Annotated in this window: 16 protein-coding genes; 15 read left to right on the forward strand and 1 reads right to left on the reverse strand. The window is 54.0% G+C overall.

Translation table 11 applies throughout. The features are described 5' to 3' along the window. Positions 1–6: 6 nt before the first annotated feature. From BUB55_RS02995 to BUB55_RS03020, 6 genes are read left to right on the forward strand one after another with little or no spacing between them, the layout of a single operon-like run. Complete coding sequence (locus BUB55_RS02995; protein ID WP_073188091.1) at positions 7–492, forward strand: copper resistance protein NlpE N-terminal domain-containing protein; 486 nt, start codon at positions 7–9, stop codon at positions 490–492. Beyond that, positions 492–1,262, forward strand: coding sequence for a LytR/AlgR family response regulator transcription factor (locus tag BUB55_RS03000; RefSeq protein WP_073188093.1), 771 nt, complete (start codon positions 492–494; stop codon positions 1,260–1,262). Before BUB55_RS02995 ends, BUB55_RS03000 begins: the two co-directional genes overlap by 1 nt. Then, positions 1,259–2,608 carry a signal peptidase I gene (lepB, locus tag BUB55_RS03005; protein ID WP_073188095.1) on the forward strand — a complete coding sequence of 450 codons (1,350 nt, stop codon included), beginning with the start codon at positions 1,259–1,261 and terminating at the stop codon, positions 2,606–2,608. Before BUB55_RS03000 ends, lepB begins: the two co-directional genes overlap by 4 nt. Before the next feature lie 11 nt (positions 2,609–2,619). Next, positions 2,620–4,407: an Ig-like domain-containing domain gene (locus tag BUB55_RS03010; protein WP_073188240.1), complete on the forward strand. Its 1,788-nt coding sequence runs from the start codon at positions 2,620–2,622 to the stop codon at positions 4,405–4,407. 15 nt (positions 4,408–4,422) lie between these two features. Next, positions 4,423–7,146 (forward strand): helicase C-terminal domain-containing protein, encoded by a 2,724-nt coding sequence (locus tag BUB55_RS03015; protein WP_073188097.1) that lies wholly within the window; start codon positions 4,423–4,425, stop codon positions 7,144–7,146. A gap of 58 nt (positions 7,147–7,204) precedes the next feature. Beyond that, on the forward strand, positions 7,205–9,100 hold the full coding sequence (locus tag BUB55_RS03020) for a hypothetical protein (protein WP_073188099.1): 1,896 nt from the start codon (positions 7,205–7,207) through the stop codon (positions 9,098–9,100). On the opposite strand, the gene BUB55_RS03025 is transcribed toward BUB55_RS03020, so the two are convergent. Further along, positions 9,097–9,540 (reverse strand): c-type cytochrome, encoded by a 444-nt coding sequence (locus BUB55_RS03025; protein WP_073188101.1) that lies wholly within the window; start codon positions 9,538–9,540, stop codon positions 9,097–9,099. The two genes, BUB55_RS03020 and BUB55_RS03025, sit on opposite strands and share 4 nt — an antisense overlap. 26 nt (positions 9,541–9,566) lie before the next feature. Here BUB55_RS03025 and BUB55_RS03030 point away from each other — a divergent pair, with 26 nt between their 5' ends. From BUB55_RS03030 to pyrF, 9 genes are all read left to right on the forward strand, one after another. Next, on the forward strand, positions 9,567–10,640 hold the full coding sequence (locus BUB55_RS03030) for an SGNH/GDSL hydrolase family protein (protein ID WP_159431924.1): 1,074 nt from the start codon (positions 9,567–9,569) through the stop codon (positions 10,638–10,640). Between the two features lie 61 nt (positions 10,641–10,701). Beyond that, positions 10,702–12,015 (forward strand): GGDEF domain-containing protein, encoded by a 1,314-nt coding sequence (locus tag BUB55_RS03035; protein ID WP_234971777.1) that lies wholly within the window; start codon positions 10,702–10,704, stop codon positions 12,013–12,015. Positions 12,016–12,024: 9 nt separating this feature from the next. Next, complete coding sequence (locus BUB55_RS03040) at positions 12,025–12,411, forward strand: hypothetical protein (RefSeq protein ID WP_073188106.1); 387 nt, start codon at positions 12,025–12,027, stop codon at positions 12,409–12,411. 95 nt (positions 12,412–12,506) lie between these two features. Then, the gene (locus BUB55_RS03045; protein ID WP_073188108.1) at positions 12,507–13,343 is read left to right on the forward strand and encodes a TIGR02147 family protein; all 837 of its coding nucleotides are present in this window, start codon (positions 12,507–12,509) and stop codon (positions 13,341–13,343) included. Next, complete coding sequence (locus BUB55_RS03050) at positions 13,340–14,989, forward strand: hypothetical protein (protein ID WP_073188110.1); 1,650 nt, start codon at positions 13,340–13,342, stop codon at positions 14,987–14,989. Before BUB55_RS03045 ends, BUB55_RS03050 begins: the two co-directional genes overlap by 4 nt. A gap of 106 nt (positions 14,990–15,095) precedes the next feature. Then, positions 15,096–15,983, forward strand: coding sequence for a polyprenyl synthetase family protein (locus BUB55_RS03055; RefSeq protein ID WP_073188112.1), 888 nt, complete (start codon positions 15,096–15,098; stop codon positions 15,981–15,983). Continuing rightward, complete coding sequence (dxs, locus tag BUB55_RS03060; RefSeq protein ID WP_073188114.1) at positions 15,983–17,851, forward strand: 1-deoxy-D-xylulose-5-phosphate synthase; 1,869 nt, start codon at positions 15,983–15,985, stop codon at positions 17,849–17,851. Before BUB55_RS03055 ends, dxs begins: the two co-directional genes overlap by 1 nt. Then, the gene (locus BUB55_RS03065) at positions 17,848–19,101 is read left to right on the forward strand and encodes a TrmH family RNA methyltransferase (RefSeq protein ID WP_073188116.1); all 1,254 of its coding nucleotides are present in this window, start codon (positions 17,848–17,850) and stop codon (positions 19,099–19,101) included. The genes dxs and BUB55_RS03065 overlap by 4 nt, the downstream gene beginning before the upstream one ends. Next, complete coding sequence (pyrF, locus tag BUB55_RS03070) at positions 19,101–19,985, forward strand: orotidine-5'-phosphate decarboxylase (protein WP_073188117.1); 885 nt, start codon at positions 19,101–19,103, stop codon at positions 19,983–19,985. Before BUB55_RS03065 ends, pyrF begins: the two co-directional genes overlap by 1 nt. The last annotated feature ends 1 nt before the right edge of the window (position 19,986 follow it).

Raw genomic sequence — 19,986 nt, forward strand, 5'->3', positions numbered from 1 at the left:
GTCGGTATGAAGAAACTGTGCCTTTTAGCGATAGCGATGGGCATCCTTTTTGTGGGGTGCTCCAAAGAAGAACCTGCTCCGTTGCCGCCTTTGAAGCCCGTAGAATTACCCAAGGGAACGGCTGGGCTTTACTCTGGCCGTATGCCGTGCGACAACTGCAAGGCTCTCATGGTTCGTTTGACTCTTGGCGAGGACAGTTCTGCGACTGCCGTCAAGACCTTGGTTACCGATTCCATGAAGGTCGATTCGTTGAAGGGTTCGTATTCTGTTTTGAATGAGACCTTGTCGGTGGCTTTGTCAGAGGGTTCGGTGAAGTGGAACTTCAAGTTGGACGCGACAGGCAACCTGGTGATGCTCACGAGTGCGGGGACGGTTTACGAAGATGCCGATGGTGTTAAAATAGAGCTCATCCGCATTTACACAAAGCCCAAGGTCAAAGTCGCCGATACGACTTCGGCGAATCCAGCCCCCGCCGCTTCTGGAGAGAACTAATGCAGTGCAAGGCCCTTGTTGTTGATGATGAACCGCTCGCCCGTGTGCGCATGAAGTCTTTGCTCGAAGCTTATGCTTCGGAGATTGCTGTCATAGGGGAGGCCGGTTCTGGAGTGCAGTGCATCGATAAGGTCCAGGAACTGGATCCCGATGTGATTTTCCTTGACATCCAGATGCCCGATATGGACGCCTTCGAGGTCCTCAAGAACATAGGCGAAGACGATATGCCGCTCATTATCTTTACGACGGCGTACGAGAACTTTGCCCTGCGTGCCTACGAAGAGAATACGGTTGATTACTTGCTCAAGCCGGTCGACCCGGAACGTTTGGAAGTCGCCATCGAGAAATTGCGCAAGCGCATTCCCGATGTGGCGGAACAGCAGCAGATGCCGGCAGACTTCTCGTGGGAAAAATTCCGCGAGATGTTCAACGCCCGCGAGAACTACCTGCAGCGAATCCAGGTGAAAATCGGCGACCGCATTTTGCTGGTGAACGTGGACGAGGTCATTCGATTCCACAGCGAAGAAAAATACACGACAGTCTACACGCTCACGAACCAGTACATTATCGATACGCCGCTCGTTGACCTTGAAAAGATGCTGGACCCGTGCCAGTTTGTGCGCATCCATAGGGCGCACCTGGTGGCAATAGACTACATTGCCGAGATCCGCAAGTCCGACATGAGTCGTTTGAGCGTGGTGTTGCGCGACAAGAACCACACACAGTTGGTGGTCAGTAGAAATTTTGTGAAGAAGGTGCGTAGCCTGTGAAAAAGTTTTTGAAATCCTTCACACGCGAAATCATCGTCCCGATCGCGCTTGCGCTGGTGGTTATCCAGTACGTGATCCAGGCGTTCCAGATTCCGAGTGGCTCCATGGAAGATTCGCTTTTGACGGGGGACTTTTTGCTGGGCCTCAAGTTTACCTATGGCTCTCCGATTCCGTTCACGAACCAGCATTTCCCTGGTTACGCCGACCCCAAGGTGGGCGATGTTGTGATATTCCGCTACCCAGGTGAGCCGGAATACCCCGATAACAACCCGAGACGCTACACGCATTTGTTCAATGCGCTTATGTTCGGCAACTTCTATTGGGATCATGAGCCCGAAGAAGGCCAGCCGCATCTGGTACACTATGCGCTCGGCCCCAAGGACTACATCAAGCGTTGCGTCGCCAAAAGCGGTGATACCATCGCTGTACACCAAGGCAAGCTCTACTTTAATGGGGAGCGTCAGGATGTACTCCCAGGCCATGGCAAATGGACGGCGTCCAGGCGTTCCCAGTCGGCCCGCGATGAATTGGCGACTTTTGTAGTGCCATCTGTGGGCGACACATTGTATGTGGATTCGCTTTCGCTGGATCGTCTTTGGTGGATGCGCTCAATTGTGGTGCAAGAGAATCCGGATTCCCATGTGGAACTGGACTTGAGCCTGTTCGAAGACGGCCGCGAGAACAACGGTTATGACTTTGAAAACTTTATGCTCCCGGTCGAAAATGACCGCGGTATAGCGATTGACGCCATGTTCCGCAGGAACCACATGGTGATCCAGCAGGCGCTGCGTCAAGGCGATACGGTTACAGGGGCAATGAACTTTGGCTACTTCAAGCAGCTTGCGTCCATGGCGTTTTTGCCTATGCTAGATCCGCACCAAAAGGGTGGGTTGGTCAGGAACATTGACTACGTGAGTTTTGAAGGGGCTTTGCTCAAAGACCTGGAGGGCAATGTGGCACACTTGAATGCGGAGGCCGCCGAAGCCGTCCAGGCTGCCGACTCCTCGGCCGGGAACGATTCCACCGTCGTGGATTCCGCCGCCAAACCGGTATCGCCCAAGTTCGAGATCCGCCGCAGGCTTTTGATTGATGGCAATCCCATAGACCGCTATGTGGTGCAAACCCCGCAGTACTTTATGATGGGTGACAACCGCGACAATTCTGCCGACAGCCGTTACTGGGGTACGGTCAACCTGCGCAACATTCGTGCCAAGGCCTTTGTCATCTATTTCTCGTTCGAGAACGAAAATCAAAAGTTTGCGCTTGCGAATCCGTTCACGTGGTGGAGAATTCCGTTCTGCATTCGTTGGACACGATTGGGGAAGGTGATTCCGCTTATTGACTAATGGGTAAGGGTGTGAAAAAAAGTCGTTGGGCATACGCTGTGTTGACGGGCTTGGTGCTGCTTTGCATTGGGCTGGTGGCTTGTGCTACCCAGGTGGCGCCCGGTGGCGGCCCCGAAGACAAGTTACCGCCGCGCGTGGCTGCGGTATACCCGGCACCCAATTCGACCAACCACCCCAACGAGCTTTACGTCAAGCTGGAATTTGATGAATGGATCAACGCGAGCGTACCCCGCAGCGCCGTTTCGATTTCGCCCCCTATTGAAAAGAAGATGAAATTCGAAGTCAGCGGAAAGACCTTGGAATTGACATCGCGGGCAGAACTGGACGAGAACACGACTTACACGGTCACGTTTGCTGGAGGCATCAAGGATTTGCACGGCAATGCCCTGGCGACGCCTTTCCAGGTGGTTTTCTCCACGGGTCCAGTTATTGATACGCTCTCCTTGACGGGGCGAATCTTGGTGAACGACACCATGTACCGGAAGTCGATGTTCCCGAGCATCGGCCTTTACCTGATGGGACCAGAACGTGAACAACGCAAGTACTTGAACAAGTACCGTGACACGACAACCAAAGCCTTGGATTCGCTGCCGATGCTTGCCAAGGAGCCGCCGCTCTTCTTGACGCGCGCTGACAGTGCAGGCAACTTTACACTCTCGGGTCTCAAACCGGGCCGTTACCGAGTCATCGCCTTTGTGGATGCCAATGGAAACCAGCGCTTGGAACCGTCGTCGGAGTTGGCGGGTGTGTGGACGCAAGATTTGACCTTGGATGCTAACACCAAGGATACAGTCTGGGTCGCCTTGGCGGATCACGACTCGACGCACTTGGAACTGGAATCGGTCAGCCAGCCTTTTGCGAATGTGCTCGAAGCCAAGTTTACGCGCCCGGTATTTTTTGATTCCGCCTTTGCCGACACGTCGAACTGCTACTTGACATCTCCCGAGGGGAAGGTCTCTTACCCGAACATGGTCTATTTGGGGGCAAACTCCCGCAACCCGCAATTCTTCTTCAAGCCGACGCCTAAAAAAGAAGTCCTCTACAAGTTTGCGTGCAAGGCGGGCAAGGATTCGTTGCTCCGAACGCTGGACACCCTCCGTGCCGAGGTGGAATGGGAATGGGCGGAAATGGCTTCAGATACAATGCCGCCTTCCATTGCCAGCACAAAGGTGCGTGCTAGGGCAAAGACGGTTTTCCCCGACGACTCGTTGGTTTTTGCCTACAACAAGCCCGCTCCCGATTCTCTCGAGAACACGTTCTACGTGGTGATGAACAAGGATACGGCGCAGGTTGAAGTCAAGCGCCTTGACCCGATTCGCTTTATGGTTTTGAACAAGGAACCTTGGCCGACCGATACCAAGGTACACTTTTTGATGGGCTACCAGGATACGACTTTAGCGAAGGCCGACAGCAACGGCGTTCGCGATACGGTGATAGAGCTCAAGTATAAACAGCTGGTGCAGTTCGAGACGGTTCCCAAGTTGAAACTGGCGAGCCTCAAGGGCGCGATTCCCGGAGCCACGGCGGGCGCCTATGTGCGTCTTAAGGAATTGGAGACTTCCATGTACTATTACGCGGTTTGTGATGCCGCTGGCGGTTTTGAGTTCAAGGATATTGTGGAAGGGAATTACTTTGTGGATTACTATTACGCGGAACAAGGCAAAAAGGATCCCGATGCGGGAAGCCTGGAACCGTTCCGTTATGGGGCATCTTGGCGCGCCCCGAACGATACAGTGAAGGTGGCCAACGGGGAAAATGACTTGTCAAAGTTGATTCCCAATTTGCCTGCGCTTAAATAAAAAAGAGGAATGAGAATGAGGAACATACCTGATTTTGTTGCTGTGGATTTGGAAACCACAGGCCTTGATTTCGAAAAAGACGAAATCATTGAAGTCGCCCTGGTGCGTTTTGTCGCCGGGCAGCCGGCGGAATCTGTCGATTACCTGGTGAAGCCGACCGCGGCTAAGCTCAGGCCCTTCATTGAATCCTTGACGGGCATTAGCCAGGCCGATGTGGACGCTGCCGAAGAATTTGCCTCTGTGGCAGGAAAGATTTGCGCCTTTGTGGGCGACCTTCCTCTTGTGGCGCACAATGCCGTTTTTGATTCCAAGTTCCTCAAGCAGACTCTGGGCAAGGTCGGGATTGCTTATGACGATCACGTGTTCTGGGATTCGCTGACCTTCTCGAGAATCGCCTATCAAGATGTGGTGAACCACCGCCTTGATACGTTGACCCAGACTTTGAATATTGAACGCAGCCGTGCGCACAGGGCGCTCCCCGATGCCGATGCTTGCGGACGCTTGTTTGTGATGGCATACGAAAAAATTTCCAAGATGGACCCGTGGCTGATTGACGCCCTCGCTCGTGTTGCCACCGACACCGATATGAGCTCCCTTTTTGACAAAGCGGATGTCGACAAAAAGTTGGATGCCCCCAAATACGCTTTGCCAGAGGAACCTACGAATGTCGAAGCGCCTCCCAAGACGATGGCGCCGCGCGTGAGCGAATTCTTTAAGGAAGGCGGTCTCCTTTCTTTTGCCATGGAGGGATTCCTGCCCCGAGAAGGCCAGCAGGACTACGCCTCGGTGGTGGAGCGCAACATGCACAAGGGAGGCCTCTGTGTGTTGGAAGCCCCGACCGGGTCCGGCAAGACTCTTGCTTACTTGGTGTCTGCAGCGAACAAGGCCGTTTCGGGTGAGCGTGTTTTGATTAGCACGGCGACCCGCGCTTTGCAGGAACAGCTTTGGAATCACGACATTCCGCAGGTGGCGCAAATCTATAACGGCTTTTTGAAACCGGCGCTTTTGAAGGGTCGAGACAACTACCTTTGCCTCCGAAAGTTTGAGGATGTGCTTAACGCTCCGGCGAATCTTTTGTTGCCCGAAGAAAAGGACTCGTTCATGGCGCTCATCCCGTGGGTCATGTCGACCCAGAGCGGCGACATCAACGAATGCGCTTCGTTTAGCCAGGCGCGCAATCGCGTTCTTTGGTCCAAGCTCTCTAGCAGTGCGGCTTCTTGCCAAGGCGAAAAGTGCCCGCATTACGCCAAGTGCCCGGCCTTGTGCGCCAAGCGTCGTGCCATGGCGGCAAACCTGGTGCTGGTGAACCATTCCCTGTTTTTGGCGGACCTTGCCTTGGATTTTGCGCTGTTGCCGTCTTACGAACACATTGTGTTCGACGAAGCGCATCGCCTGCCCGAAATCAGCAGCCAGTCCTTGGGACGTGCTGTCTCGTTCTTTAGCTTCCGCAATGTGGCCAAGACCTTAGTCCCCTCCCGTGGCAAGCAGGACGGCCTTATCCATGAAATGGAATCCCGCTTGGCCCCTGACGATACCGCCCACAGGGAAGAATGTGAACAGCTCATTTTTGAACTGAATGAAACCGAAAAGGCTTTGCATCGGTTCTTTATGAAGATTGGCAAGAAGGTCTCCCGCCAAAAGAACGGCCGCGGAGGCTACGTTTATACCAAGGGCATTTTGGCGGAATACGAAGTGGACCCGAAGGGTGTCATGGATCAGTTCGCGACAGCCAAGGAACGAGCCGATAAACTCTTTGCGGCGCTTGCCTGTTACGAAGCCAACCGCGGTTTGGTGAAGGACGCCTACGGTTGCATGGAAGAACTTTCCCGCTTCATTTCGGATTTTGAATTTGCGGTAAAGGCGGGGCGCCCCGACTGGGTGTTCTACCTTGAGGAACCTTTCAACCCGCATACGATCAAGATGCATGCCTACCCGCTCCATAGCGGTAGCATGTGGAGGGAAAAATTCTACCCGTGGATCAAGTCGGCCACGTTTACTTCGGCGACACTCGCCGTGCAGGGCGACCTCAACTACTTTGTGAAAAAGATGGGCATGGCGACCTTGACGGGTGGCAAGCGCCCGTTCCTGCGCCTGTACAACGACGACAAGCCTGTGGATGAGCGCCGCTTGGTCATGATTACGCGTTACCTGCCCAAGCCTTCTCTTCCGGAATTCAGCGACGCCTTGAACGACTGCCTGGTGAAAATTTTGCCTGATGTCGAAGAGAACACCCTGGTGCTCTTTACGAGTGTCGCCATGATGATGAAGGCGCAGGCGGCTCTGGCCCCTGCGTTTGCGGCGAAGAACAAACTGCTCTTGTGCCAGCATGTCGACGGGGTGCTCGACGGCCTTGTGTCCATGTTCCGCAAGTCTCGCGGCGCATGCCTCCTGGGTTGTCAAAGTCTATGGGAGGGCGTGGACTTCCCGGGCGATGCCCTCAAGCTCCTTGTGATAACCAAACTCCCGTTCCCGAATCCGTCCGACCCGCTGGTGGCGGGAATCTCTGCCGAGATGAAGGCGCGTAACGAGAATACCTTCAAGGACTTCTTTGTGCCCGAAGCCTACATGGAAATGCGCCAGGGATTGGGCCGCCTCCTTCGTGGTGATGAAGATTCTGGGAAGGTGCTGATATGCGACAATCGCGTGGTGACGGAATCCTACGGCAAGACGTTTGCCCGCATTTGGAACTTCAAACACAAGCAGGCCAATTCGGTCGACGACATCAAACGCTTCCTGTAGAGGAATTGCCAATTCGCGTTTTTTTTTCTATCTTGCACTCCCCAATCAAGGAAGGAAGATGTTAGGATTACGTGAATTTTTTGAGGGGATGTCCAAGACCATGTTGCGCGACGTACACGCTCGCGCCTACGGCAAAAAAGGTCTTTTGAACAACGCCCTGATTCAGTCGGAAGTACAGGATTTTTATAGCAATAGCGAAAGAGTTGTTTCTTTATTTGCCCGTTTGGAACCATGGCAGCGTCGTTGCCTGAATCTTATTTATCATAGCGCCAACAGAGGGCTTTCTTTTACTGAACTCCGCCTGGCGGTCCCCGTGAGCAAGAATGGCGAACTGCAGTCTTTTTTGCTTTCGATGTGCCGTGAGTTTGTTTTGTGGCGTTCCAATGTGTCGGGTGTCGCCCTCTACCTGGGCTTCAAGAATTTTATAGGTTGCTTTGACATGGAACTTGCGGGGGATGTCGATTTGTCGAAGCCCGCATTGAGCTATGGAAACCTTTTGGATTTCCATATTTGTACGGTACTCGCCCTCGCAAAAAAGGGGGAACTCCATGTGAACTCCAATGGCGGGCTCCACCGCCGCAGTCGTCAGCTTTGTACAGACGCTTTCTCGTCGGCATTGCGTCTCTCTTCCAAAGCGCCCGAGAACGAAGTCTCCCTCATCTTTAGTTTTTTGACGCAGAATGGTTGGCTTGAACAAGAGGACAGTTCCCTCTTGCCGTCCGAAACCTCGATGGATTTTTTGCGCAAGAACGGCTTCCGTCTTCATCAGGATGTTTTGAACTGGTGGATCAAGGCGCGCTTCCATGGTGATTCCAACCACTGCAGGCAATTGTTGCGTTGCCTGGTTCCGGGCTTGCCGGTGTCGGATGCGGCCTATCTCTTTTGGGTAATGGACCCGTCCTACCGAATTTTGGACGAGCACAAGCATTTGGCTTGGGACTACATGCCCCGTCCGCTTCGTGAACTTTGGCTTTTGGGCATTGTGAACTTCCAGACGGCAGGAGACAAGAAGCTGGAAAAGATCACGACGGTTTCCCTGACCGAGGCCGGCAAGGAATGGATTAGCACGGGAGTCATGCCGCTTCCGGAATCCAGTGTTTCCGCCTTGCCAAATTTTGACCTGGTCGCCACGACGGGTACTTCGCCTCGTGTTCTTTTCATTCTCGCTTGCCTCGCCACGGTCAAGAACGACGATACGTATCTCTGCTTCAACTTGAGCAAGGAAACGTATTTGGCGGGCCTCAAGAGAGGTTTCCCGGAATCCGAGATAGAGCATTTCCGCAATTGGATCAACCCGCCGGCCAACGTGGGTTCTTCGTTGGACGAGTGGAATGCGGCATTCTATGGCGCCCGGGTGCGTACAGTCCGCCTGCTCAAAATCGACAACAAGGATATTCTCGCCGAACTTTCGCAGTTCCCGCACTTTACCGAGTGTACCGAAGAGTACATACCCGGCTATGGGTTTGTGCTGAAACAAGAATTGGAGAAGCGCGCTTTCGAGATTCTCGAGAACTTCGGCTACAATCCCTATGTAGACTGCACTCCCGAAAATCGCAAGCCCGCCCCTACAGATGAATGGCGCAAGGATTTCAATGTCGCGTGGCCGCAGTCGGGCGCGGTGGATTACGACTTGAAGGACGAAGTGGACGAAGCCACTATCCAAACGGCTTTGAATACAACGAAGTACGGCAGTATGTACCAGAAGCTTGATACATTTGACCTGGTGAAAGTGCTGCGCTACGTAAAGACAACCGGCACGCTGGTTTCGGCGCAGGTGAAAGACCCCGCCAAGCGCATGGATAAAGAGAAGGAAATCACCTTCTTTGTGCATTCACTGCACTTGAACAAGGCTCCGTTCAATATCGAAATCCAGGAGTTCGGTTCCGAGGACAAACACCCGTTGGCACTCTCGTTTATCCAGCAGGTGAAGTTGCTTCACAAAAAGGCGATTTAGGGAAGCGTCTTGGCGAAGGCGGCGATGTCCCGCATTTCGTCTAGGCTGATTTCGTCGTAGTAGGCTTCCATGTTGCGGTCTTCGTCGCCAAAGTTCATTTGATACCAAAAAGTAGGCATGTCGTTGCGGGCACGGATTCCAATGAACTCCGGCTTGCCGCCCGGGTTGAAGTTGATGCGCATGCCGTCTTCGCCGTGGCAGGGTCTGCAGTTTTGGAAAAAGAGTTTGTCCCCGCGCTTGAGGTCGGCGCCGATGATGTTCCCGTCCTTGTCGAGCAGCTTGTAAACCAGGTAGGCCATCCGGGCGTCTTCGCGAGTGAGGGTGTCGCCTTCGGAGCCTGGAAGCGGTTTGATGTCGTTCGGTTTTTGTGCCGATGCCACGCCAAGGACCAGCGCATAGAGCGCTAGCACAAATATTATCTTGTTCCGCCACATCTGCATATCGCAGAATATATATATTGTTGACTATGAAAAAATGTGTGTGTGTTCTAGCCATGCTGGCTTTTGCCGCCAGCGCCTTTGGGGGTGAAGCCTTGGATCCGTCGTTAAAGTCTCATCTTTATTTTTTGGGTCGCTGGGACCATCGGGCTACGGGCTCCTATGCCAGTGCCCCTAACGCTAACGTCCAGTTCAACGCCAATGCCAAGTCCATTGTGTTTGACTTGGAAGGATATTCCCGCTGGCGTTTTGATGTGGACGGGAAACCCATGAGCTATTTTGAGACCAAGGGTCACAAGATTACCAAGAAACTGGGTGCCGTGGGCGACGGCAAGGACCACCGCTACCGCCTGATCAAGATTAGCGAAAGTAATCCGGGGGAAGTCTGCCTGCACAACATCACCTTGGACGCCTCGGGCAAGTTCGGCCCTGCTCCGGCGCCCTCGAACCGCCGTATTGAGTTTGTTGGCGATTCCTATACCGTGGGTTTTGGCAACGAGGGGACTAACCAGGATCCTGCCGAAATGGAATTCGAAAAGACGGATGCATCCAAGAGCTATGCCTTTTTGCTTTCTGAAAGTTTAAAGGCGGATTTTCAGGTGAATGCGGTCAGTGGCCGCGGCTTAGTGCGTAACTATGCGAACATCGCCCCGGGCTGGAACCTTGTTAAGCTCTACAATTACACCGTTGCCGGCGTCGCTTCAACCAGCACCGATACGGTGCAGTGGGACTTGAACCAGTTCCACCCGCAAGTCATAGTCATCTTTGTGGGGATTAACGATTTCCAGGGCGAACCTCCCTATGCAGACAAGCGTGTGTTCAGTGCCGCCTACGCACGTTTTTTGGACAAACTACGTGCTGCACACCCCAATGTAAAGTTCCTGTTACTTTCTACGAAAGTCTGGCCCAACGACGACCTGACTCCCACGGTCCAGGCTATTTATGACGAACAAATTGCCCAAGGGCACCGCGATGTGGAGTTCAAGGTTCTCCAGACCGAAAATGTCGGACTTTTGGGTCATCCCGATGTCCGGGCCCACCAGGAGATGGCGAATACCATAAGGCCAATTGTGGCTAGACTGGGCGGTTGGCTCTCCCGTTAAAAATCTTTTTTATATATTTTTCTCCATATATTAGGTCAGGAATACTAAAATGTCCCGGATAATGGAAAAGATCTATGCTCTGTTCAGGATGAACATCCTGATATTTGCGTTGTTGGCTGCGACGGTTATAGCCCTTTTTGCATATCAGAACGGTCTTGACGACATTGAGTTCCTGAACCTTTCCGATTATCCCTATGTGCTGGCCCAGTCTGATTCTGCCGATGGCGGCTCCTCTGCCATTGCCATGGAACGCACGGACTCTTCCATCATTGTGGACTATGAACTCAAGGAAGGCTACGCCTACCCGTACGCCGGCGTCAAGATTTTCTTGGGCGATGGTAAGATCCGCGGCAAGGACCTTTCCCATTACGACAGCATTTTCGTGTGGATCAAGCCCCGTGGCGAAGGAACGGTGCGCCTCTATATGCGTGCCTATGATTCCACGTTCTACCGCCAGGATGACGAGACCTCGCTCAAGTTCAACGAGATTGAATTCTTCCCGCTTGAGGAGACCTATCCGGCAGTGTTCGTCCCCCAGGAATTCCGCGTGGCGAGCTGGTGGGTGGCGCAGAACGAAATCAACGTACACAAGGCCCGCGTAGACCTTTCCAACATCCCGCTCATCGAAATCCAGACCGGTACCAACGCTCCGCTGGGTTATGGAACTCTCGAGATCAAGGGCCTTTGCTTCAAGGGCAAAAAGATTGCCAAGGTGGACTTGGTGACATTCCTTGTCGCAGTTTGGTTCGTGACCTTCCTTATCATTTTGGTGATCCGCTTCTTTGACTACAGCCGCGAACGTGCCGCCAACAAAAAGAAGCAGGAAGAACTGGAGAAGAACCTGGCTGCCTTGCAGATCGAGAAGAGTGAGTACGAGAAGTCCAGCAAGGAGGACCCGCTCACGGGTTGTCTCAATCGTGCGGGCTTCAGCAGCATCCTTTTGCGCGAGCAGGAGAACCTGAGCAAAAATGGCAGTCCGGTTTCGTTCGTGATGCTCGACATCGACCACTTCAAGCTGGTGAACGACACTTACGGCCATAGCGTGGGTGACGAAGTCCTGGTGAACCTCACCAAGCTCATCCAGGGCAAGATCCGTAACACCGATGCCTTGGTGCGTTGGGGTGGCGAAGAGTTTGTAATCCTCTGCGGCGATACGCCTATCCAGAATGCGCAGTTCCTGGCTGAAAAGCTTCGTGTCGCCATCGAGAACACCGCGCTCATCAAGCAGCAACAGGTGACCTGCTCCTTCGGTATTGCCGAGATGATCCCGAACGAGGATCCCAAGAAGCTGTTCGAGCGCGCCGACAAGGCCCTCTATGCGGCCAAGGAAGGCGGACGTAACCGCGTGGTCAGCGCTACGTTCAAACGTCGCTAGGGGCGTGACATGCATTCAAAAATCCTGATTTTGACAAGCGGTCTTTTGACGGCTTGCCTTGTTTTGTGGGCATGTGCGTCGAGTAAGCCGGACCTAGACCCCGAGTTCAAACCTATCCAGCTGCATTGGAAGGCGGACTCGGGGGAGGCCGAAAACCACCCGTCCAAAGACATGTGCGTGATACAAATCACGGCCCAACTGATGCAAGAGAAGGCGGTTCTTCAGTCGAAGACCGAGGACCTGGAGTACGACGTCAGGTACGACTTAAATGGCAAAAACCTTGTTTTTGAGGGAATTGAGGGCAATAAAGCACATGAATCCGCCCCCGAATACCATTGGACGGCGACCTGCGGCGAGGGCGAAAAAATTGTTGTAAAATTCCACAACGGACAGTGACACCAAGGTATACTTTTTTGAACATTCCGGTTTTATCTTTATATATGATAAAGACTTGGGCGTGTTGTCGCCTGATTGCATAAAGGAATTAGATAGTGGAACCGATATTCGAATATACCGACTACAGGGAATGGTTGCGGGATGCTTTTGACGATTTTAAAAAGCGCAAGTCCGTGATCTCCTGGCGCTATATGGCGATGAAGCTCGGGGCGGACCCGGGCAATCTGCTCCGCGTATCCCAGGGGAAGATTCACCTGACGCTTTCCCTTGTGGAGCCCATGGCGGAGTTCTTCGAGTTGAACGAGAAGGAATCCGCCTATTGGACCGAACTGGTGTATTTTGGCCGTGCCAAAACCGATGCCGAAGCGCTGAACCATTACGAAAAGATGCAGATGCTCAAGGGCATCCCGCTGAAGCGCCTTGCCAAGAAGGAATTGGAATTCTACCGTCATTGGTATTGCAACGCCATCCGCTCCATTATTGGCATTTGCAAGTTCAAGGACGATTACGAAGGCTTGGCGGAGAGCTGTACGCCGGCAATTACGGTTGACGAGGCAAAAAATGCCGTCAAACTTTTGTATGATTTAAACATGATTTCGAAGGACAGGGATGGTTTTTGGAAGGTCAACGACACCTTCGTGAGCACCGGTGGAAACTGGCGTTCCGAGGCGGTTCGTGCTTTCCAAAAGGAGACTATCCGTTTGGCCGGGGAATCGCTGGAACGTCATGCACCGCCTCTGCGCGATATCAGTACGGTCACAATGACCTTCAACATGAATGACATTGCCTTGATCCGCGAAAAGATCAAGGAATTCCGTAGCGAGCTTTTGCGCATGTCCCAGGAAGGTTCCGGTGACGACACCGTGTTCCAGCTGAATGTGCAGTTGTTCCCGATTGGCTTTGCCAAAAAACTCCAGGAGGAAGCGAAATGAAACGTTTAGCTTTACTCCTGCCCGGACTGTTCTTGGTCTGGGGCTGCTCTAGCAGCGAAGTCGCTGGAGGTCCTGGCAGCGAGACCACGAACGGTCTTGCCTTGATAGACGGAAAGCCCGCCTCGTATGCGACGGTTGCCTTGCGCAAGGTCGATTTCAAGGCGGATAAGGCGGTCGAAGAAAATGCCCTGATTGTGGCCGACCTCTACGCCAATGCGGATGGCTTTTTCGATGTGGATATCCCGAAGGACGGCGAGTATCGCCTGACGGTACTCCACGACGGTGCCGCCTATTCTAGGATTGTCACCCGTGCCGACTTTGCCGAGCCTGGCCATGCCAAGACTCCCGATACATTGAACCTCGCTCCGACCGCCATGATGGCGGGCGTGGTGGATGTTCCCGAAGGAGAGTCTTCTGTGTGGGTTGGTGTGCAGGGCGCCGACGTCCTTGTCAAGACCGATTCAAACGGCTGGTTCGCTTTGCCGGTCCTCCCCGCAAACGATTCCCTGCAGTTGTATTTTGTGAACGAAGACTTTGAGCGCTCGCTCGGTGAAAAGACCTTGTTCGTGAACCCGAGGGAATCTGTTATAAAGGATTACCGCGATACGACAAAGGATGAAACCCAGAAGGTGACCGTACTTTTGGCCGACGGGACTCCCGCCGCCTATGCAACAGTCGCCCTCCGTGCGGCAGACGCGATGGCCGAGAAATTCGCCGTCCAAAATGCGATGGTCGAGTCGGATGTGCGCACTGACGCCTTGGGCAGGTTTACCATGGAATGGCCTGCGACGGGCGATTTCCGCTTGACTGTCGTCTCGGAAGGTTTCTCGTTCTCAAAGGTCTATAGTGCCGCGGATTTTGCGGACCTTGACACACTCCGCCTTAAGGCGACAACGTCAATTTCGAGTAAAGTAACGCTGCGCTCGACCGATGAATTCCTTTGGGTAGGCGTCTATGGTCTCGATGTCATGGTAAAGACGAATGACGTTGGTTCTTACGTATTGCCGAGTGTTCCTGCGGATGAATCTCTCTCCATTTACTTTGTGACTGCCGATAGCTTGAACGCCCTCTATACAGAATGGTCGACCATGGCGTCGTCTGGCGGAACTCAGTTCTTGACTCCCGTGAAGGTGTTGCAGGATTTTGAAAATGCCGTTGATGACTGGTACCTGAATATTGACTCGCTCAAGTTGGGCACGAGCATTACGCCTGCAAAGAACGTCAAGGATGGAGTCGTTTACGATTCGACCCGCAAGTCGAAGGTGTTCCACGCCACGTATAAACTGGCCATGGACGACTATGCTTGGGCGCTGGTAGGAACGTCGTTTGAGTCCTACATGAATTTTGCCGAGATAGACTCTGTTGTGTTCTATGCGAAGGGTGACGGAAATATTAGGCTTTCGCTAGAAAATTATATCGACAAGACCAAGAACCTGAAGGCTGCAACCGAATGGATCGCCCTTACCAAGGATTGGCAACGCATCAGCGTGAATCCGGCGGAGCTTTGCGTTGGCATTGCTACGAACGAATCGTGCTTCACCTCCTGGAGTGGTGTCAAGAACTGGGTCAAGCAATTCCACATTTTTGTGGAGGGTGGAACGGAGTTTTATGTTGACGATGTGATGCTTTACGGAGCACTTTTCTAGAACCCAAGGAAATAGTGAAAAAAGCCCCTGCCAGGGGCTTTTTTAATTGTTATTTGGAGGGTGTAACCATTGTTTGGTGGCCCTTTTTTAAGTATCTTTGGTAGGTATGCAATCTATTGAAAAAGAAGCGGTTATTGCTCAAGAATATCTTGCCCGCATCGCCAAAGAAGCGGAAGCTAAATTTGATGAACATCTCCCTCCGGTAGAGGACCGTCCGTGCCGTTTGCACGAGGCTATGCGCTATTCCATGTTTGCCGGTGGCAAGCGTTTGCGCCCCGGTCTTGTCAAGGCGACTTTTGACATGTTTGGTGGTAAGGGCGATTCCGTTTGGTACGCGACCAGTGCCCTTGAGATGCTCCACACCTTTAGCCTTATTCACGACGACCTCCCGTGCGTCGATAACGACGACTACCGCCGTGGCAAGCTTACGAGCCATAAAAAGTTTGGCGAGGCTACCGCTGTGATGGCGGGGGACGCCCTCTGCGTACAGGCGTTTGAACTGATTGCCAAAACGGGCAATGCCAGGGCCATCGAGACTTTGGCGCACCTCCTTGGGACTTACGGCATGATCGGTGGAGAAATGACCGACATTGAATGCGAAGGCAAAGAGGTGAGCCTCGAAATCGTCGACTACATCCATTACCACAAGACTGCGGCCCTGATCGAGGCCTCGCTTTTGGTGGGCTCCCTGCTTGCAGGCGCTAGCGAGAAGGACATGGAGATTATCCGCAATTACGGCCGCTCCATTGGGCTTGCCTTCCAGATTGTGGACGACATTTTGGACATCGTCTCTACGACCGAGGAACTGGGCAAGGACGCCGGTTCCGATATCGAGAAGGGTAAGGCGACTTACCCCTCCATCGTGGGTCTCGAAAAGTCGAGGGAACGCGCCAAGGAACTTTATGACGAGTCCATCCGCGTTTTGGATGGCCTCAGCTGCGATACGGGCATCCTTCGTGCAATCGCCGCGTTTATCATTACCAGGGTTAAGTAATGGAACTCAAAAACGTAAAGAGTCCCCAGGACATAAAGCACTGCTCGGTCGAGGAACTGTATGACCTCGCCTCGCAAGTGCGCGAGACAATTATTGGCCAGGTCGCCAAGCACGGCGGTCACTTGGCCTCTAGCCTTGGTGTCGTGGAGTTGACGCTTGCGCTCCATTATGTGTTCAATGCTCCCGACGACAAGATTGTGTGGGATGTGGGTCACCAGGCGTATGTGCACAAGCTTTTGACAGGCCGCTATGACCGCTTTGACACCCTACGCCAGCAGAACGGCATCTCGGGTTTTTTAAAGCGCCACGAGAGCGAATACGACTGCTTTGGCGCGGGGCATGCCACCACTTCCATTTCTGCGGCGCTCGGCTTTGCTGTGGCCCGCAACCACTTTGACCGCAAGAACAACGTGGTGGCGGTCATTGGTGACGGTTCTATGACTGGTGGTATGGCCTACGAAGCCCTCAACAATGCAGGCCTTGCCAAGCAGAACATGACCATCATCTTGAACGACAACAAGATGAGCATCGCCCCGAACGTGGGCGGATTCAGCAAGTACCTGAACCGCGTGATTTCGGACCCCGTCTACAACAAGATGCGCTCTGACCTGGACCGCCTCATGACACGCCTACCGGGCGTGTTGGGAATGCGTTTCCGCGACCTGTTTTTGCAGGTCGAGAAAGCCGCCAAGAACGCCGTGAAGCCGGGGGCGTTCTTCGAAGATTTGGGCATTCGTTACTTTGGACCTATCGACGGTCACGACATCAACGAGCTGATTATGATATTGCAGCGCGTGAAGTCCCAACCGGGTCCGTGCATTGTGCATGTGCTGACCGAGAAGGGGCGCGGTCTTGATGCCGCCGAAAAGAACCCAACCAAGTTCCATGGTACAGGTCCGTTCGACCCCGAGAGCGGTCTTCCGCTGGCGCCGGGAAAAAAGAACCCGTCGCTCACGAGCGTGTTCGGTACGACGCTTTTGGAACTTGCGAAAAAGGACAAGCGCATTATGGGCATCACAGCCGCCATGCCTACTGGCTGCGGCATGGATATTGTGGCGAAGGAATTGCCCGACCGCGTGATTGACGTGGGTATTGCCGAGGAACATGCGGTGACGTTTGCCGCGGGGCTTGCCTGCGATGGCGTGGTGCCTGTGGTCGCCATCTACTCGTCGTTCATGCAGCGCGCCTATGACCAGATTATACACGACATCGCTTTGCAGAACTTGCACGTGGTGCTGGTGCTGGACCGCGCCGGCTTGGTGGGTGCCGATGGTCCCACGCACCATGGCGCTTTTGACTTGTCGTTCTTGCGTACTGTTCCTGGGCTTACCCTCATGGCGCCCAGCAACGAAAACGAACTTAGGGATATGATAACAGCCTCCATCGACATGGAAGGCCCTGTCGCTATCCGCTATCCCCGCGGCACGGCTTTGGCCGAGGAACTCGCCGCACCGTCTGGAGCCTTTGATGCCAAGTGTCCGAAGGTTCTGGAACAGGGCAAAGACATCCTGCTGCTTGGCGCAGGCTTTATGACGAACGAATTGAAGAAGACGGCAAAGGTCTTGAAAGAAAACGGATACAGCCCGACGCTCGTGGATGCCCGCTTTATCAAGCCCCTGGATGAGGATTGCTACCGCCACCTCTTTGATTCCCACAAGGTGATTGTCACTCTGGAAGACAACACCCGTATCGGCGGCTACGGATCCGCCGTTCTGGATCTTTTGACCGACCTCGGTTACACCGACAAGAAGTTGTTCCGTTTCGGTCTCCCAGACAGTTTTGTGGAACAGGGCAATATCCAGGATTTGTACAAACTCTTGAAAATTGACGGCGAGTCCGTCGCAAAACAATTATTGGAAAAACTATGAGCGAAGAAAACAAACCGCAGCGCACTGTGCGTAGCACTTTTGACCGTAAGTTCGGCGTGAGCGAAAAGAAGGACGAACGTCGCCCTCGTGAAGACCGTGAACGCCGTGATGATCGTCGTGAAGAGGGTCGTACTTTTGGGGACCGTCCCCGTCGTGATGACCGTCCGTTCCGTGGCGATCGCCCGCGTGGTTCGTATGGCCTGCGCGAAGATGGCAGCCGTCGTGAAGGCGATGGCCGCTTTGACCGCGAACGCCGTCCGCGCCGTTTTGGCGACAAGCCGTTTGGTGGCCGCGGAGGCCGCTTTGGCCGTGGCGGGGACCGCCCGTTCCGCAGCTTCAACCCTGAGGAGCACGCTCCGGTTTACCGCCAGCGTCCCGAGCAAAAGGCCGAAGTCGTTGCCGACGAAGCTTTGGACGAAGCCGCCCTTGAAGCACGCGCCGCCCAGGCGGAGAGCAATGCCGACCCTGTTTCGAATCCGCCCTGGTTCCGCAAGCTTTTGGCGCTCACGACCGAAAAGGGCCGCGAACGTGAAGGTTGTTTCCTTGGCGAAGGCATCCACGTGGTGTACGAACTGGTGACCAAGCATCGCGAAGTCGTCATCTCTGTTTACGCTGTCGAAGGCTTTGAGAACGAAGAGCTCATCGAAAAAATCAACGATGCTGAAATCACCATCCACATGCTGACGGCAGAGCAAATGAAACAGCTGTCGTCTACGGTGACGCCGCAGGGCATCATTGCCTACTGCCGCATCGCCAACACCAAGCCTGTTTATGAATCCAGCCGCAGCGTGATTACGCTGGTGGACGCCGTGCAGGATCCGGGTAACCTCGGGACGCTCTTCCGCACGAGTCTCGGTTTTGATTCCGATGGCATGGTCCTCGGCAGTGGTACGGTGAGCCCGTTCAACCCCAAGGTGGTTCGCGGTTCCAGTGGCACCTTCCTTCGTGTGCCGTTCGAGTTCGATATCGATATGGTGGACCACATCAACTTCCTCCACAGCAAGGGATATACCGTGATTGCGACGGACTTGCACGCCAAGCAGAGTCTTCGCGATATTCCGGCGCACAAGCTCCGCAAAATGGCCTTCCTCGTGGGTAACGAGGGCGCCGGTACCAACCCGCGCCTCATTGAACTTGCCGACGAAACGGTCAAGATCCCGATGAGCAGCGAACTGGAATCTCTCAATGTGTCTGTGGCCCATGGAATTCTCTCCTATGAGGCCGCCCAGATCCAGAAGGAACTCAAGTAATGAACTTCCACGAACGTCTCGAGACTCGTATTGCCAAGTGCGGTAACCCGGTTTGCCTGGGCATGGACCCTGTGCTCAAGCTCATTCCGGTCGAAGGGAGCGCCGAAGAAAAAATCAAGCGTTTTTACCTCGATATTTTGGAATGCGCCCTCAAGCGCAATGTGACTCCCGCCGTGGTGAAACCGAACAGCGCTTATTACGAAAGTGTTAGCGTGCAGGCTTTACTTGTGTTGCAGGAACTCATCGAGGCCTACAAAAGCGCCGGCATCCCGGTGATTCTCGATGCCAAGCGCGGTGACATCGGCAAGTCGAGTGCTGCCTACGCCGCTGCCGCTTACGACGTTTACAAGGCCGACGCGGTGACGGTTTCCCCGTGGATGGGTGCCGATTCCGTTGGCCCATTCATTCGCGAGAATTCCGAGAACGGCGCCTATGTGCTGCTCCGCACGAGCAACAAGGGCGCCCACGACTTCCAGGACATGCCGGTCATCCGTAGCGATGACCCGCGCGATGTGGCGCAGGCGTTCTACTCGGTGGCAGACAAGATTATGGAATGGGACGGTAGCCTTGGTTACCTCGGTGCCGTAGTGGGTGCAACCCACCCCGAAGAACTGGAACAGATCACAGCCTACTGTGCCGCCAAGGGGCACGAGATACCGTTCCTCATCCCTGGCGTTTCGATTCCGGGCGTGCCCGGTGGCCAGGGCGGTGACGCCAAGACTGTCTTGACGGCGATTGCAAACGGCGGCGGCAAGCACAAGTTCCATGTGCTCAACAGCTCGAGCGGTTTGAATTTTGCCTGGCAGCGCAACAATACGCCGGCGAACTACGCCAACGATTGCATTGACGCGTTGGAGCGTTTGGCCGAGGCTTGCACCCTTTAGT

This window comes from Fibrobacter sp. UWP2 (assembly GCF_900141705.1).
Lineage (GTDB): Bacteria > Fibrobacterota > Fibrobacteria > Fibrobacterales > Fibrobacteraceae > Fibrobacter.